16 protein-coding genes are annotated in these 16,259 nt (G+C 31.2%); 1 reads left to right on the top strand and 15 read right to left on the bottom strand.

The window, feature by feature from the left end; all coding sequences use genetic code 11:
• The 12 genes from DWV06_RS01505 to DWV06_RS01445 all read right to left on the bottom strand — a co-directional run bounded on the left by DWV06_RS01505 (position 1) and on the right by DWV06_RS01445 (position 13,291).
• Entirely contained in the window at positions 1 to 702 is a 702-nt protein-coding gene (locus DWV06_RS01505; protein ID WP_115480415.1) for an ABC transporter ATP-binding protein, read from the bottom strand.
• Between the two features lie 76 nt (positions 703 to 778).
• Positions 779 to 1,396, bottom strand: a complete 618-nt coding sequence (locus tag DWV06_RS01500; RefSeq protein ID WP_162300538.1) for a TetR/AcrR family transcriptional regulator — start codon at positions 1,394 to 1,396, stop codon at positions 779 to 781.
• 77 nt (positions 1,397 to 1,473) lie between these two features.
• Positions 1,474 to 2,379 (bottom strand): DMT family transporter, encoded by a 906-nt coding sequence (locus tag DWV06_RS01495; protein ID WP_115480413.1) that lies wholly within the window; start codon positions 2,377 to 2,379, stop codon positions 1,474 to 1,476.
• A gap of 20 nt (positions 2,380 to 2,399) precedes the next feature.
• A complete protein-coding gene (locus DWV06_RS01490) occupies positions 2,400 to 5,768 on the bottom strand; it encodes a non-ribosomal peptide synthetase (protein ID WP_115480412.1) in 3,369 nt (1,122 codons plus the stop codon).
• 541 nt (positions 5,769 to 6,309) lie between these two features.
• Positions 6,310 to 7,056 (bottom strand): 4Fe-4S binding protein, encoded by a 747-nt coding sequence (locus tag DWV06_RS01480; RefSeq protein WP_115480410.1) that lies wholly within the window; start codon positions 7,054 to 7,056, stop codon positions 6,310 to 6,312.
• A 299-nt stretch (positions 7,057 to 7,355) separates the two neighbouring features.
• The gene (locus DWV06_RS01475; protein ID WP_115480409.1) at positions 7,356 to 8,267 is read right to left on the bottom strand and encodes a PLP-dependent cysteine synthase family protein; all 912 of its coding nucleotides are present in this window, start codon (positions 8,265 to 8,267) and stop codon (positions 7,356 to 7,358) included.
• Entirely contained in the window at positions 8,264 to 9,433 is a 1,170-nt protein-coding gene (locus DWV06_RS01470; protein WP_115480408.1) for a trans-sulfuration enzyme family protein, read from the bottom strand. The genes DWV06_RS01475 and DWV06_RS01470 overlap by 4 nt, the downstream gene beginning before the upstream one ends.
• A gap of 130 nt (positions 9,434 to 9,563) precedes the next feature.
• The gene (locus DWV06_RS01465; protein ID WP_115480407.1) at positions 9,564 to 10,400 is read right to left on the bottom strand and encodes a CPBP family glutamic-type intramembrane protease; all 837 of its coding nucleotides are present in this window, start codon (positions 10,398 to 10,400) and stop codon (positions 9,564 to 9,566) included.
• A 27-nt stretch (positions 10,401 to 10,427) separates the two neighbouring features.
• Positions 10,428 to 11,216: an EFR1 family ferrodoxin gene (locus DWV06_RS01460; RefSeq protein ID WP_115480406.1), complete on the bottom strand. Its 789-nt coding sequence runs from the start codon at positions 11,214 to 11,216 to the stop codon at positions 10,428 to 10,430.
• A 76-nt stretch (positions 11,217 to 11,292) separates the two neighbouring features.
• Positions 11,293 to 11,745, bottom strand: a complete 453-nt coding sequence (locus DWV06_RS01455) for an FMN-binding protein (RefSeq protein WP_235828879.1) — start codon at positions 11,743 to 11,745, stop codon at positions 11,293 to 11,295.
• Positions 11,746 to 11,760: 15 nt separating this feature from the next.
• On the bottom strand, positions 11,761 to 12,675 hold the full coding sequence (locus DWV06_RS01450; RefSeq protein ID WP_331463273.1) for an FAD:protein FMN transferase: 915 nt from the start codon (positions 12,673 to 12,675) through the stop codon (positions 11,761 to 11,763).
• A 28-nt stretch (positions 12,676 to 12,703) separates the two neighbouring features.
• Complete coding sequence (locus tag DWV06_RS01445) at positions 12,704 to 13,291, bottom strand: TetR/AcrR family transcriptional regulator (protein ID WP_115480404.1); 588 nt, start codon at positions 13,289 to 13,291, stop codon at positions 12,704 to 12,706.
• A 256-nt stretch (positions 13,292 to 13,547) separates the two neighbouring features.
• On the opposite strand from DWV06_RS01445, the gene DWV06_RS01440 reads away from it, so the two are divergent.
• Positions 13,548 to 13,760 carry a cold-shock protein gene (locus DWV06_RS01440; RefSeq protein ID WP_115480403.1) on the top strand — a complete coding sequence of 71 codons (213 nt, stop codon included), beginning with the start codon at positions 13,548 to 13,550 and terminating at the stop codon, positions 13,758 to 13,760.
• Between the two features lie 105 nt (positions 13,761 to 13,865).
• Here DWV06_RS01440 and DWV06_RS01435 read toward each other — a convergent pair whose 3' ends face one another.
• The 3 genes from DWV06_RS01435 to DWV06_RS01425 all read right to left on the bottom strand — a co-directional run bounded on the left by DWV06_RS01435 (position 13,866) and on the right by DWV06_RS01425 (position 16,173).
• On the bottom strand, positions 13,866 to 14,840 hold the full coding sequence (locus DWV06_RS01435) for an alpha/beta hydrolase (RefSeq protein ID WP_115480402.1): 975 nt from the start codon (positions 14,838 to 14,840) through the stop codon (positions 13,866 to 13,868).
• 145 nt (positions 14,841 to 14,985) lie between these two features.
• Positions 14,986 to 15,540 carry a hemerythrin domain-containing protein gene (locus DWV06_RS01430; RefSeq protein WP_115480401.1) on the bottom strand — a complete coding sequence of 185 codons (555 nt, stop codon included), beginning with the start codon at positions 15,538 to 15,540 and terminating at the stop codon, positions 14,986 to 14,988.
• Between the two features lie 27 nt (positions 15,541 to 15,567).
• A complete protein-coding gene (locus tag DWV06_RS01425; RefSeq protein WP_115480400.1) occupies positions 15,568 to 16,173 on the bottom strand; it encodes a DUF421 domain-containing protein in 606 nt (201 codons plus the stop codon).
• Positions 16,174 to 16,259: the final 86 nt, after the last annotated feature.

The raw sequence follows: 16,259 nt of genomic DNA, 5'->3' as shown, positions 1-16,259 counted from the left end.
CTATAAATCCTCCAATTTCTCTGCCGGAACTCTTATTTCATTCTCATATTCTTTACTTATTTGACCATCCTTTATGTCAATGACCTTATGTACCATTTTTTTTATTGAATTATTATGCGTTACGATAAGAATCGTTGTCCCATACTTTTTATTAATCTTCTCCAATAAGATCAAAATATCTTTGGATGTCTTAGAATCCAATGCTCCTGTAGGTTCATCACAAAGAAGTAACTTGGGATTTTTAATCAGTGCACGTGCTATTGCGCATCTTTGCTGCTGACCTCCTGATAATTGGGATGGAAATTTTTTCTGATGCTCTTTAAGTCCTAATATATCTAAAAGTTCTTCCATATCTAAAGGATTTTCAGCTAAATATTCACATACCTGAATATTTTCTTCCACCGTAAGATTAGGCACTAAATTATAAAACTGAAAAATAAATCCCAAGTTGTCACGTCTGTAATCAGATAGTTCGTTCTGTTTCAGACCTACAATCTCTTTTCCGTCCACTAATATAGAACCTGAGTCCAGTGTATCGAGTCCTCCGATACAATTTAAAAATGTAGATTTTCCAGAGCCGCTTGATCCTTCTATCGCACATATGTGCCCTCTCTTTACTCCTGTTGTAATACCTTTTAACACCTGAATATAACTTTCATTCTGTCCATAACTCTTTTTCATACTTTTTACTTCTAAATACATAAAATTTCCTCCTATACATAACACTGTTATCTTTAAAGTAATTTTTTAGCTATACGTACATTTTATTGCCGTATAGCTAAATTTCATCAAATAATCCGGACCAGCCGGCCATTAGATACTTCATTATTGATACCATAGACTGTAACGCTGCTTCTTCTGATTTCTCATGTGTTAACATATGAACAAAAATATCAATCTGCATATGAGCAAACCAATGAACAATATAATCATCCAGTTTTTTAGTATTTGTCTGCTCTGAATACATATCCGCTAGAATACGATAATGTTTCTCAGAGAATTCCACAATCTGATCAATGCATTTTTCGAAACGCGATCCTTGACTTTTGGTTAATAATAATTGAAATTCATCATAATGCTGATACGAGTGATGAATCACATGTTTAACGACTTCTAAATCATCGGAAAAATCTAATTTTCCATTTTCTTTAAATTCGGAATCTACCAATTCTTCAGAATAATGTTGCTTCATAATATTTAATAGTATCTCTAATGGCTCTTCAACCAGAGAAGCAAATAAATCTTCCTTATCTTGAAAGAAAAAATAAAGAGCTCCGGTCGTCACACCTGCTTCTTTACATATATTTCGAAGAGATGCCTTCATATAACCTTTTTCCATAAATTCTCTTTTTGCGCTTAATAGAAGTTTAGATTGGGTTTCGTTATCATTCTTCAAGTTTTCACCTCCACAAAGTGGTAACATAACGCCGTTATTTAATAACAGTGTTATGTTACACTAAATTAAAATAAATGTCAATATGTATTCTTATATTTTTTAAATACAAAACTTTTCAAATTCAACTCAGATATTATAATCGCTGAAATAATAAATAATCCACCTATCATCATATTTAATGTTAACTTTTCGGTAACACCATTATCATCAGGTATCATCAATGAAAATAAAGCTCCAAAAATAGGTTCCCCCATAAATATGATTGCAATATGTGTTGGTGTGGTAAACTTCTGTACATATGTCTGCCCAACAAATGCTAATGCTGTTCCAAATATTCCAGTCAAACCAATTACAAATACTACTGTATTATTAAATTCTGTTATCTTTATCCCTTGTCCCCATAATAATGAAATAAATAAAAATATGATTGCCGCAAAAATTATTTGTAAAATCCCCAGAATTAAAGGATCACCTTTCTCATTGAATTTGTCTATCAATATTATTTGACCTGTCAAACATAAAGAACTTGCAAAAGCCAGCAAATCCCCTATATTTGTCCCAACATTAACTCCACCAACAAGTACACTGATTCCAATTAACCCAATAACAACTCCTAGAACACTGCTTATTCTAGGAATCTTTTTCAACAAAATAGCAGATACCAATGGTACCAAAACGATATTAAGACCTGTTATAAAAGCGACGTTAGAAGATGATGTATAATTTAAGGCATAAACAGTTAATCCTAATGTTCCAGCTAAACAAATTCCTAAAATAGCTCCACATACTAAAGTATATAACTTAATTCTTAATAATTTACGATAAAACATAACGGCTATTATAACGCTGGCAATCAAAAATCGTAAAGCTAAATATTGATCATATGAAATATAAACTAACACATTTCTTATTAACGGAAACGACATTCCCCATATACAAGTTACAAAAATAATAAATATATCTGCTTTCATCTGTTTCGTCATAATGCATTCCCTTCCTTTTTTCAAGAAATATAAATATTTAGTATCTGATTAATTTTCTCTGCCATTATTTGAACATTCGGTTCTAAAAAAACTGAAAAATTATCTCCAGGTACTTCATAATAATTAAATTTACTATTCGTGAAATTTTTCCAATTATAACCATTCGCAGCTCTTTCATAACATGCTGAAAAAAAATTAATTGATACGTTAACGAACGAATTAGGATAATATAATGCTCGACCTCTATCAAAAGTTCTAAGAATATTAACGTAATATATAATAGTTTTTATTTTTAAAACGTCTTTAAAATGAGGTATAGCTCTGTCCATATCATCTAATACACGTTTTTTTATTAGATTACAATCAAATTTCCTATTTTCCAATAGTGTAACTGTATAATCCCAAATTTCTTCAATGCTTTCTTTTTTTTCTAAAATTGTTTCAATCGATGATTCTCCTATAAACCTCATAGCTTCCTCTATTTCACTTTGAAATGTAAAATCACTAACTGATCCCCAAAATTTCTTATCTGGAGCAAAACTATTTACTAAACCTAAGAACTCAACTTTTTCTCCCAAGCTTTCTAATTGTAATGCAATCTCATATGCTATACTTCCCCCTATACACCATCCTAAAATAAAATAAGGTCCATTTGATTGTATTTTTTTTAATTCTTCTATATATTGACTTGCTACTAATGGTATGGTGATATTTATAGGGCAATAACTTTCAATACAATTTGCTCTTATACCCCAATAGTTATAATTATTATTTAGTATCTTGGATAAATTTTTATAAACATCTATCTCACCATTACCAGCATGTATAAAAAACAGATTCAGATTTTCCTTGTAGCCTTTTTTTAACAAAATTATATTATTATTCAATTGTTTCAATAATGTTTTTTCATCCAAATTATTAATTATTTTTGAAATTTCAACTATACTAATATTATTATGAAAGTCAATTAATGTAAATTTACTACATAATACTTTTTGTATTTCATTAACAATTGATGTTGCAATTAAAGAATCTCCACCTAAATTAATAAATTTATCCGTAATACCTATATGTTCAACACCTAAATTGTTTTTCCATATGTCTATCAACTTTCTTTCGATACTATTTCTTGGCTGAATACATAAATTATCATTTACTTCTAACTTAATATGTACTAAATTTTTTTTATTTATTTTCTGATTATATGACACGTCAAATTTTTCAATTTTAATAAAATATTTTGGAATCATATAGGACGGATAATATTTTCCTAAATAATTTCTAAAATTTTCTGAAGAAATTTCATTCTTTGCAGTATAAAACGCACATATATATAAATCTCCTTTTTTACTTGTTTTAGTTATTACTGCTGCTTCTTCAATTAATTCAAATTTTGATAATCTAGTTTCTATATCATCCAATTCAATTCTAACACCATTTATTTTCACTTGATTATCTTTACGTCCTATAAATTCAATATTCCCATTTGGTAAGCAACGAGCTAAATCTCCAGTTTTATACACTTTTTTCAATAATAATTTATTAAAAATAAATTTTTCATCTGTCAATTCATTCCTATTTAGATAACCATCCGATAATCCTACTCCAGAAATATATATTTCACCAATTACTCCAATTGGTAAAATTTCTTCAAATTCATTACAAATATATATTTCTGTATTACTGATTGGTTTCCCAATAACATCTAATTCTTTTTCACATTTTGTCGAAATTGCATCAACAGTAGTTTCTGTAGGTCCATAATTATTATATAAAGAATAACCTAAATTCAATACTTCATCCTTCAATTTTGAATTCAATTTATCTCCTCCACAAATAATAACATCTAATGACCTTATTTTTTTATTCTTGGGAAGTAATTCACGTAGTGTCACCGGCACAAATTGAGCTATATTAATCGAATTATCTATTAAATAACTTTCAAAATAATACTTATTTAATTTTATTTCCTCTGGTATAATAAAAATTTGGGCCCCATTTAGTAACGTAACTATAGTTTCTTCTATTGAAACATCAAATGATATATCAGTCATATGTAAAATATTTTTATTACTATCTAAATGAAAAGTTTTTCCAAACCAATAACTTAAATTAACTACACTATTATTTTTAATTAAAACACCTTTAGGATTTCCTGTTGTACCAGAAGTATAAAGAACATAAGCTAAATCTTCACCTTCAGGTAACACGCCTATGAAATTTTTTTCCTCTAAAAAAAAAGAATTCTTATCTAAATCTAAAACAATACTTTCATAATTGTCTTCTTTAAATAAGAAGTCCTTCTTTTGTATTAATACAATTTTTGCATTACAATCTTCAAGTATAAAATCACGTCTTTCCTTAGGCAATTTATTACTTATTGGAACAAAACATGATCCAGTCTTAAGGACTCCAAGCATTCCTACTATCATCTCACAACTTCTTTCAGCTATAATAGGAATAAAATCTCCCTTTTTTACTCCTCTTTTTATTAATAAATTTGACAATTTATTGGACACTTCTTCCAATCGAATGTAACTAATTTCTACCTTTTGGGATTTAATTGCTAATGATAAAGGATTTTTTTCAACCTGCTCATGAAATAATTCAACTATAGACTTATTATAATTCCATGATGTAGAAGTACTATTAATTAAATTGTTATACAAATTTATTTCTTGATTATTCATTAGTTTTAGATTTTTAACTTTTTCTAATTTTGAATTAAGTGCGAAAACTAAAACTAATTCAAAATGTCTGCATAATTGATTAACAAAAAATTCATTATATATTTGACTATTATATTTTATTTCTACTATAAAATTATCCTCTATAATATTAAAATTAAATATAATATTACAATTTGATTTCTTAGCTATATCTTCAATGCCATTGTAATTAAAAGCAAATAGTATGTCTGTCAAATCTTGCTCTAATTCCAACTCTTTCATTATTTCTTCTAAATTGATATTCTGATTTTTATATATTTTGTTTAATAATATTTTTAAATCATTTTCTATTTCATCCATTGTCATATCTTCATGAATAAAACTTCTAATAAATAAACTTTTGTTTTTACTATTGTTATAATTTAATTCTGTTTTTACTGGTATCATTATTATCACATCATTATTAGACGTATATTTATATAACAATACTTTTAAAACAGAAAGTAATACTATTTCTGAATTTTGTCTTTTATTTACAAAATCCTTAAGTAAATTATTGGAAAATTCAAATTTAAAATCCTTATACCTACTTGGTTTATTTTTAATATTAACCAATAGAAAACTTGAATATTTTATTTCTCCTTCTAATAAATTTAACCAAAAGTCATTCCCCCCTACTTTTCCTCTTGTTTTTATAAAAGTATCCTGAACTGTACGCATGATATCCCTCCACTAATTTTTTTATAGTTACTGAACATAAACTATAAGACGCAGGAAAATGTATGGGGGTATATTAATTATATACTTATACACGAATTTTAATACTTTGTCAATATTCTCTAATAATAAATTTCTATTTTTCTACCCTATTTTAGATAATGTCTTTATATACCACACATGATTATGTCCTATTAGGATTATATATGGTATACTTTTCCCTCATAACTAATGAAATGAGGAGACTACAAATGCGAAAGGTTACATTATCAATGAAAGCACAAGAACAATACGAAATTATTAAACGTCTGTCATATCTCTAAAGACTATGCCGCTATCAAGATCGGTTGTTCCAGACGACACATCAAACGCCTCTTAAAAAGATATATTACGGAAGGAAAGGCAGGATTGATTCATACCAATTTAGAGCGCAAACCAGCCCATACTCTCTCTGATAACCTAAAGAGTGAAATTATTTCTATTTACAACAATAAATACTGGGATACCAACTTTACTCGAGAAGGTATCCAAAACTACAATTGGCTTACTTATAGTTTAGTTTCCCCCTTTCAAATCCAAAATCGATGGTATCTTTCGGGCATTGTTTCACACACTGTCCGCACAAGATACATTCAACGTGGGTCATTTTATTCATTTGTACCATTTCCCTTATATCCAAACTCATTGGACAAACATTATTACACTTTCCACATTTGATGCATGTTTCCTTTTTGGCAGTCAGTGTAAAACCAGGTAAGCGGAAAAAGCTTCTAATATGTATACCGATAATCATAAATGGAGCCATCCAACATACATAATGACAGAATGCCCTTTTACCCACCGTTATACTAATTATCGTGACCAGAGCAAGTACACCAAGATAAATTATATATGCTCCGGGACGATCAACCGAGATTCCAGTTTCAGTCATAAACAATGGATTCACTTCACTGATTCCACCTGCGTATAACAGCCCAGCAATAATTCCTGCTAACCAAGGAATCCATATAAACCATTTTATTAGATTAAACTTTCCATTCTTTACCCGTCTTTCATTAGAAAAACAAAGATAGTCACCTGCTGCTCCCACAGGACACAGAGTTGAACAGAAAAGTCTTCCAAATAAAATAGAACTAATGAGTAAACTTCCAAATAAAATCATGCTTCCGTTAACAATTCCTTTTGTAGCACCTACCATAATTAAGTATGGAGAGAAATAATTAATCGTTACCGGAAATAAAATTAATGCAAGATATTGAATAAATTTTTTTAATCGTATTTTTTTGAACATTAACAATCCTCTTCTTTCTTAACGTAATAAAAGACAACTATTCATTTACTTTTATATTATCATATTTTTATCAATTATGTTTATTGAATTAGTTTTTCCTTGAACTTCCTAATAAATTACATAATATTCTATAATTAGTAAATTCTTTCTTACTGTTATTCTAGCGCTAGCAAAACAGTTCAAAATTGAAATATTAAAATAGCCATAGTTATCTACAACTTATACTACGGCTATCTCTCTTATGTTATTTATCCATCTTTCATTAAAATGTTTTTTTCTAATGCTTCAAACTTTCCTTTCTATTCATATAGATGTGAACTAAAGTATCTGTCTCCCCTGTCTGGAAAAACTACCACTATGTTCTTTTCTTCTACCTCCATTGCAAGCTTCTTTGCTGCGGCAAGAGCAGCTCCTGATGAGGAACCTGCAAAAATTCCTTCTTTAGCTGCCAGTTCCCTGGATGCACGGAATGCTTCTTCATCATTTATTTTTATTACTTTATCTACCAAAGAAATATCCATGGCGTCTGCAATAAAATCATTACCAATCCCCTCAATATTGTAGTCTGCATGCTCTCCTCCACCAATTGTTGAGCCTACCGGATCCGCAAGAAAACCTTGTATATCCGGGTTCTTTTCTTTTAAATATTTAAGTATCCCTGTAAAAGTTCCACCGGTACCGGCACCAAGTACCACGTAGTCAATCCTGCCATTCATTTGTTTATAGATTTCAGGTCCTGTAGTTTCATAATGGGCAAGTGGATTACTCTGATTTTTAAACTGTTCAAATGATATCGCACCTGGAATCTCTGCCTTTAATTCTTCAGCTTTTTTTGCAGCCCCAAGCATTCCCTCCTCTCTTGGGACATTAATTATCTCTGCCCCAAGTGCTTTCATTAGTTGCTGTTTTTCTATTGAGAATTTGGTCGGTACAACAAAAATAATTCGATAGCCTTTATTCAGTGCCGCAAATGCAATTCCAAGTCCTGTATTTCCAGCTGTAGCTTCTATTATAGTTGAATGTGGTTTTAGTATACCTTTCCTTTCTGCATCTTCAATCATATATTTCCCCACACGGTCTTTTACACTTCCTGATGGATTGTATAATTCAAGTTTAGCATATAAGTCGGAACTCAAATCTGCCCCCACGTAGGGGAGTTTGACCATAGGAGTATTTCCGATAAGTTCATGCATTGATTCGTAATATTTCATCTCCCATACCTCCTTGAAGCGGCTATCGCCTGTTCTAAATCGTCCTGCAACTCTTTTACATCCTCAATACCAACTGATAATCTGATAAGACTGTCTGTAATTCCTACAGAATCTCTTATTTCTCTTGGTATAGCAGCATGTGTCATGGAAGCCGGATGGCATACAAGAGATTCCACTCCTCCAAGACTTTCTGCAAGGATAAAATGTTTAAGGCCCTCAAAAAACCGATCCACATTATGATTTTCCGTCAATTCAAATGAAATAATTGCTCCACCATTTTTTGCCTGCTTGAAATTGATATCATGACCAGGATGCTCCTTAAATCCGGGGTAATATATTTTTTTTACCTCAGAATTGTTCCGTAATGCTTCTGCAAGAATTTCTGCATTTGAAACATGTCTGTCCATTCGTACTCCCAATGTCTTAATTCCTCTTATAAGTAGAAAAGAATCAAATGGTTGCAAAACTCCTCCCATTGAATTTTGTATAAATGCAATTTTAGATGCTATTTCCTTGTTATTTACCACCACAAGTCCTGCAATCAGATCGCTGTGACCTCCAAGATATTTTGTTGCGCTGTGAATTACAATATCTGCCCCATATTCGATTGGTCTTTGAAGATATGGTGTGTAAAAAGTATTGTCTACAATAGTGTAAAGGTTATGAGCTTTTGCAATTTCTGATATTGCTTTAATATCTGTGATATTAAGTAGTGGATTCGTTGGAGTTTCAATATAGATAGCTTTGACGCCATCAGTTATTGCTGCTTCAACTTCTTCCGGCTTACTGGTGTCCACAAGTTCATGACCAATACCGAAATTTTTAAAGACAGTATTTAATACTCTGAATGTACCCCCATATACATTATTGGAAATTATAATTTTATCACAACTTTTAAAAAGACTAAGAACAGCTGTTATTGCCGCAAGCCCCGATGCAAAGCCAAATCCTGCATACCCACTTTCAAGATCCGCGATTAGTTTTTCTAATGCCTCTCTGGTCGGATTTCCTGTTCTGGAATATTCATATCCTTTATGTTTTCCAGGAGATATTTGTGAATAAGTTGAGGTTTGATAAATTGGTACGTTTACAGCTCCTGTGTGTTTATCACCGTCTACCGGGCCGTGAATCAGTCTCGTATTAATTGTTTTTTTAATGTTAGCCATAATCCTCTCTCCTTTTTAATTTCAATTTTACAGTATGTCAATTTATATATCCATACTTTTCATATAGGTATAGTAGGATTATATGCCGGTAATTTCCTTTTGTCAATACATATTTTTTATCTTTAAAATTTTATATCATAGATCTATTGAGTTGCCCTTTGGTAAATCTTTTTAATAGAAAAATTATCGCCCAAATCATAATGGTCCAAGTCACATTAAAAATTATTGAATCTGCACTGCTAATATTAGATGATTGAAATGTAAGGGTGCAGGTTGTTAAGGACATATGCATCACTATCGTTATGAATAAGCTATCTGTACAATCATATAACCAAACAATCAATATTCTATATGCAGGTAATTGGGTTAATAGTCTAGACACTAACAGAACAATAAGTGGAATCTTGCCAGTAGGATCGACACTCGTAAAAAGGGGAAGGTGCCATACCCCCCATAAAGCTCCTACAAAAATCCCTACCGTCAGAATACTGTTACGGAATCTCATCTTAGAAATTGCAAAACCACTCCAGCCTATTTCTTCAAAAAAACCTGCCATCATTCCACCGGCTATTCCGCCAACAATAAGTATCACTTTCTCATCAGAGGAAAGAATGTCTGGAATAAATCTTGGCGAATATAATGCTAGTAAAGAAACAGTGGCTATTGTAACTATTGGTGCTGTCAATAATGCAAAGAGATACCATTTGAAATTTAATTTCCATTTGACAAGACTCTTGAATAAGGCAGTAATTCCACTCCGTCCATCCATAACATATATCATTAATAACCCAGCAACAGAGGGACCGGCACACATAGCCAAAAACAGAAGCGGCATTTCATTTTCTAATATCTCTGCCTTCCCTGTAAAAACATCAATACCAAGAATTATTAGTAGTCCACTCCAAGATATTAAAAATGTTAAAAGCATATAAGTAACTATTGGAAATCGTTTTATTAAATTAATCATAACTTTTACTCCTTATAAAGTGAAATTTTAATCCATTGTGACTATATCAATGTTTCTCCTATAACGCTTATACATTTCAGGTTCATCCATTTTTCCATATAATATAGCCTTATTTTGGCACATATTGAAGCAACGCAGGCATGCCTCACACTTTCCCAGCCATTTTGGTCCATTTTCGTCCATTTCAATATTATCAACCGGACAACATTTCGCACATTTTCCACATTTGATACAATTACTTACTCGAAAGCCCTTGTCGTATTTTGATAGCCCTCCTATAAAGGCCTTAGTTGCTAATCCAGATATCAGTTTAGATGAAAATTTAATGTCAGGTTCATAAAGCTCTATCCTATTCTTTATACAGTCTACAATGGTATCAAGTTTTTCTAAAGCTGATGTATATAACTTTTCTTGTTCTTCTTCACTTGATATTAAACCAGTTCCCGGTATTTTCATAAAAAGGTTGCTATTACTTCCCATAGTCAAAGAAAATGTTGCTGATAATTTTTCTCCTTTTCCCTTAAGAATCTTGCTTATCTGTTCAAAAGCTATCCCATAATTTCCACCCATTGTAGCTACCGCATATATGAATTTTGTTCCCTGAAACTCCATCGTTTTAATTACCTTTTCTACTATTCTAGGGATTCCTAACGAGTAAATGGGAAACACAAATCCAACCGTTTTCGCCTGCGTCTCAATTTTCTCATTTCTTACATCAGCTATTGAAAATAATTTTGTCTGTGGCATATGTTCAATAATATCTTCTGCAATTCTTTTTGAATTTCCCGTTCCTGAAAAATAATATATTTCATTCATAGTATTTTAATTCTCCTTTAAAATCATCCAATATGATTATTGAATGAATATTTCATTGTTCATTCATTTTGGTGCATTATTTCTGTGCTTGTTTTAATGCATTTTCTATCCCTTGCAGATAAGCTTTCGATGTAAGAGTTGCACCACTTATCGTATCTACTTTCAAAGTTTGCTCTTCCAGAACTCTATTATATAAATCTATATGATATGTATTATTTTCACTAAGTTCTTTTGAACTAATCAATTTTATATCAGTAACTTTTCCTGAAGCAACAGTAACCTGCACTTTATTCGTTCTCCATTTGTACATCCCTCCCTCATACTCACCAATATAAGTACCATCACTTAACTTATTGAAATCAACTCCATCAAGAGGAAGACTTTTTGCTTCTATATGTTCTCTGGACACCTTCGACCATCCTATTGTTCCTCCAATACCTAGTACTGCAATAAAAACTATAGCTATAGACCATCCTACCATTTTTTTCTTACCCTTTCTTTTTATTTTAACTTCATTTATGCTTTTCAATTTAATCACTCCAATTTATAATATATTTACTTCAATATTTTTTGTAGTCTTAAAACAATCTTTTATTCCTGAAGAAATGTAAACGTTTAACTCTTTATCTATTAGAATTACTTCTATTCCAGGAAATACATTCAAATATTTCTTTACATTACTTAACCCAGATATAAATATTATGGTTGAAAGAGCATCCGCTTCCATAGAACTGTCCGCTAACACTGTTACACTTATCAATCCTGATTCTGATGGATAACCTGTGCATGGGTTCAAGATATGATGATACCTATTTCCCTTATTATCTATGAAATATCTTTGATAGTCTCCTGAAGTAACTACCGATTTATCTGTCACAGAAACAACTCCTATTATACTGTTTTCTTTCCTAGGATGACGAATTCCAATATTCCAAGGAGAATTATCAGGCTTGACTCCCATAACAGCCACATTACCTCCAAAGTTTGTAAAACCCGATTCCATACCATACTTTTTGAAGACTTCTATTACTTTATCAGCAGCATAACCTTTACCAATCCCCCCTATGTCGATTGATTGACCAGCTTTTTTAAGTGCAACCGTTTTTTTACATTCATCAAATTCAATATCTATGAAGTTTACAAGAGGTAAAATACTTTTTAATTCATAATGATTTGGTTGCGTCCTATTAGATTTTGATTGTCTCCAAAAATCAACTAAAGGTCCGATTGTTATATCAAAACACCCGTTACTAAGCTTTGAAAAATTTACTCCATTCGATAATAACTCATATGTCTCACTGCTAACTTGTTGGTAGCCAATACCTGATAAATGATTCATTTTGCTTATTTCACTATTTGATATAAATCTGCTTAACATTCCTTCCAATCTCTCAACTTCCTGAAATGCTGCCAAAAGTACTTCATCCACATGCTTCCCAAAAACCCTATTACTTATCACAGTCCCCATCTTATAAAATTTGGTTTCTTTATACATCTTTTGAACAATCCATCAATCCTTTCAAAATAAAATCAGCTAAATACTCCATTACTTTAGGAAAATATTGTATTCCAACCTCTTCCTTGTGTGTATCAACATTGATTAGTGCTCCGAATATTGCCATAACCATCTCCGCATTAATATCTTTTCTGAGCATACCTTGAGATTGCCAGACACGTATTACCTCAATAAAACTGTCATACATAAATTCTAAATGATCAATTCCCTTTTCTTCCTTATAGATTTTTTCAAGTCTGTTGAAAACATCCCTATTATACCATTCTTTTAGTATGGGATTAGATCGCATACCTTCCTCATTGAGGTTCATCATAGTACCAACTACAGTCATCGGATTGTCATTTACATTAATTTTTTCCATTATCTCTTTCTTTAACTTTACATTTTCTTCTAAAAAGATATCCATAAAAATCTTATCCTTTGATGAATAATAATTGTAAAATGTGCCTGTAGCCATACCTGCCTTCTTTGTAATTTCTGAGATATTGGTATCCTTAAATCCCTTCTCTGAAAATAACTCTCTTGCACTTTTTAATATTTCGTTCTTTTTTTCTAGCAATTATATACCTCCCACTTTTACTGATTTGTGTGAATGAATATTTTTTTGTTCATTCACATTCTACGACTTTATAGTCTGTTTGTCAATAGATTTTTAAAAATATCATACTAAACTATTGACTTTTTTAGTATAGTATGATAATATTCAAACAATCAATTTGTAATTCGAGCTAGCTTGTATGTAAGTTATTTCAGAATGACTTATAAATAGGCTATTTTTTTTATATTTTGATACAAATATAATTGGAGGTACTAAGATGAATACTGGTACAGTAAAGTGGTTTAATTCACAAAAAGGATTTGGATTTTTAACAAATGACAAAGGCGGGGAAGACGTATTTGTACATTTCTCAGCTATCGTTTCAAACGGCTTTAAGAGTCTTGAAGAAGGACAGAAAGTAACATTCGATATCGAATCTGATCCAAAAGACAAAAGGAAAATGAAGGCAAGTAATGTAACACTTGCATAATTTTACTAATAAAACACAGATTGTATTGAATCATAAATTTTCGAAAGTTCTTTCCAACTTAATATTTGTATCATTCATAATCTTATGTTTTTAGGTAGCTTAAAGCTACCTTTTTTGATTATTTTTCTGTTCAGCAAAATAATGATTTACTGCATATGTAAAAGAATTTATGAAGAAAGAAATTGCCTTTTTACTAACTTCTGCTTTAGGGCATATTTGTTCAAATGCATGAAAGCATCCCTTAAATATTTCAAATTTAACTGGAACTCCAGCCTTTTTTAAATTTTCAACATATTGAATTGTTTCATCCCTGAATGGTTCTAAGTCACCTACAAAAGTAACTGTCGGAGGTAAATTTCTATAATCCTGGGCTCTGGCAGGTGCCGCGTAATAAGGAACATTGTCTTGATTGAATAAGTCGCCTAGATATAATTTCCAAGCATTATAATTAGATTTTGAGTCCCAGACAGGCGCATTATTATTCTTCGATGATTTGCTATTCATTCTATCATCCAGCATTGGATACAATGGCATTTGGAATGCAATAGCTACTTCTCCTTTGTCCCTTGCATAAAGAGTGAGGGCAGCAGTTAATCCACCTCCTGCACTATCACCTCCTACCATAAGCTGGTCATCTCTGATTCCCAACTCTTTGGCATGCCTTTTCATCCATAAAAGTGTCGCATAGCAATCTTCTAGTGCCTTTGGATATGCAGCTTCAACTGATAATCGGTAATCCGGAGCTATCACTACACAATTGCTTGCTTCCATTAATCTTTTTATTATCACTTTAGATAATTCCGGGCTTCCAATTGCATAACCTCCACCATGCAGCCAAAGTACACCCGGAATATTTTTTTTTTGCTCTAGTGGCTTAAATATACAGATTCGCATCTTTGTGCTGTCTTCACGTGGAATCCATTGTTCTATAAATTGAAACGATTTCTCTCTTTTTCTAATTTTAACTTTCAATTTTGCAAGTAACCGAAATTTTTTTTCTGTATATGTTCTATTGATAATTCTAATTATCCTACCAGCGGTTCTTATTTCTTTATCAATCATCTTATTTTCTATTCTCATAATATAATCATCACTCCTTATGAATTAAACTAATTTAAAAATGCTAATTTAATTCTATACTAAAACTTTCAATTACTCAACAAACACTTATCTAGTTTTAATTCATAAGACATGTTAATATTTAACTATTTCAATGTAATTACATTCATCTCTCCTTTAATCTTTCCTGCAGCCAATTCAAGCACTTGTCCCTAATCGCTGCACTTTCTGTATCCTTGTCCTTCTCTAAGCTTAATAGGTTAATCTGATTTTTAACTTCCTCCGATAACATGCGCTCTGCAAAACTATAAACGACTGAATCTTCTTTCTCTATATGTCTTTTTAGAAGATTCCCATAACTTACTGCATGAACAATAATGTTCATTCTGTTTTCAGTAGTAGGACTTTTCTCATACTCTGCCAAACTATTTTCCAGATAAGTTATATGCATACGCCCCATATCATGTTCAACATACATACCATTTCGGATCAATTTCTGTGCGACCTCTCCCATCTGTTCTGTCATGATCTTAAAAAGTATCTCTTCTTCTTTTCCATGATGATGCTTGTCTGCATAATTTCTTACAAAGTAAATGCATTCATGGAATAAGGGAACGTCTATTTCGTCCCCTTCCATAATTTTACAACATAACTTGCGTAAATAAGCATTGAATTTCAAGATATTCTGATGCTCTTCTTTTAATATTTCAATTCCGTACATGATACCACCTTTCTCAATTCAAACGAATTATACTGACGGTTCATTTTTACCCTCTTTACTCTTATTGATAACTTCTTGAAATATATTGTCAGTATTATCTTTCTTGGTATTTTGAATGCCTTGGTTTATTTGACTCTTATTTTCTATTTCAGACATTATAATGATAAAGTCTTCCTTAGTCAGAGGTTTTTTATCTTCTTTTAATTCATATCCAATTTGTCCACTTACTTCTAATGTTGCAGTTTTAACATCTTTTATTGACGATACACCATTTTGACGGAGACGTGTTTCCAATCGATCTACTGTAAGACGAAGTTTCTTTAAGTTTTTATAATCGATTTCACCATTTTCAATAACAATAACAGCCTTTCCGGAAAACAAGGATTCCATAATATCAAATTTAATTTCTAAGTATTCTGAAAAAACCATGAGCAGAGTAAAGATTAAAGCAATTGCCAATGTTTTCCAAACATTTTTTCCTGCAATTGGCTGTATTAATAATGAACCTATACCTATCATTACAATTGTTTGCGTAATTGTCATTTGAGAAATGGATTTTCTTCCCCCAATTCTTAAAATTACTTTACCAATAAAAAAGATTGCTATTGTTTCCCAAACCCAATTATAATCCATTTAATTATCTCCTTGATTTATGATAGATGATAATACACAGAATATTATGGTTAGAAGGATTTGAAAATATACACTCAATAAGAACT

Origin of the sequence: Anaerosacchariphilus polymeriproducens (assembly GCF_003363435.1) — a bacterium.
Classification (GTDB): Bacteria; Bacillota; Clostridia; order Lachnospirales; family Lachnospiraceae; genus Anaerosacchariphilus; species Anaerosacchariphilus polymeriproducens.
Note: the sequence above shows the minus strand (reverse complement) of the source record. Positions and strands in the feature narration are given on the sequence as shown.

Excerpts from the sequence above, each read along its gene's own strand:
- DWV06_RS01505 (WP_115480415.1), bottom strand. The coding sequence starts at position 702 with ATGTATTTAGAAGTAAAAAGTATGAAAAAGAGTTATGGACAGAATGAA.
- DWV06_RS01495 (WP_115480413.1), bottom strand. The coding sequence starts at position 2,379 with ATGACGAAACAGATGAAAGCAGATATATTTATTATTTTTGTAACTTGT.
- DWV06_RS01490 (WP_115480412.1), bottom strand. The coding sequence starts at position 5,768 with ATGCGTACAGTTCAGGATACTTTTATAAAAACAAGAGGAAAAGTAGGG.
- DWV06_RS01480 (WP_115480410.1), bottom strand. The coding sequence starts at position 7,056 with ATGTTCAAAAAAATACGATTAAAAAAATTTATTCAATATCTTGCATTA.
- DWV06_RS01475 (WP_115480409.1), bottom strand. The coding sequence starts at position 8,267 with ATGAAATATTACGAATCAATGCATGAACTTATCGGAAATACTCCTATG.
- DWV06_RS01470 (WP_115480408.1), bottom strand. The coding sequence starts at position 9,433 with ATGGCTAACATTAAAAAAACAATTAATACGAGACTGATTCACGGCCCG.
- DWV06_RS01465 (WP_115480407.1), bottom strand. The coding sequence starts at position 10,400 with ATGATTAATTTAATAAAACGATTTCCAATAGTTACTTATATGCTTTTA.
- DWV06_RS01460 (WP_115480406.1), bottom strand. The coding sequence starts at position 11,216 with ATGAATGAAATATATTATTTTTCAGGAACGGGAAATTCAAAAAGAATT.
- DWV06_RS01440 (WP_115480403.1), top strand. The coding sequence starts at position 13,548 with ATGAATACTGGTACAGTAAAGTGGTTTAATTCACAAAAAGGATTTGGA.
- DWV06_RS01435 (WP_115480402.1), bottom strand. The coding sequence starts at position 14,840 with ATGAGAATAGAAAATAAGATGATTGATAAAGAAATAAGAACCGCTGGT.
- DWV06_RS01430 (WP_115480401.1), bottom strand. The coding sequence starts at position 15,540 with ATGTACGGAATTGAAATATTAAAAGAAGAGCATCAGAATATCTTGAAA.
- DWV06_RS01425 (WP_115480400.1), bottom strand. The coding sequence starts at position 16,173 with ATGGATTATAATTGGGTTTGGGAAACAATAGCAATCTTTTTTATTGGT.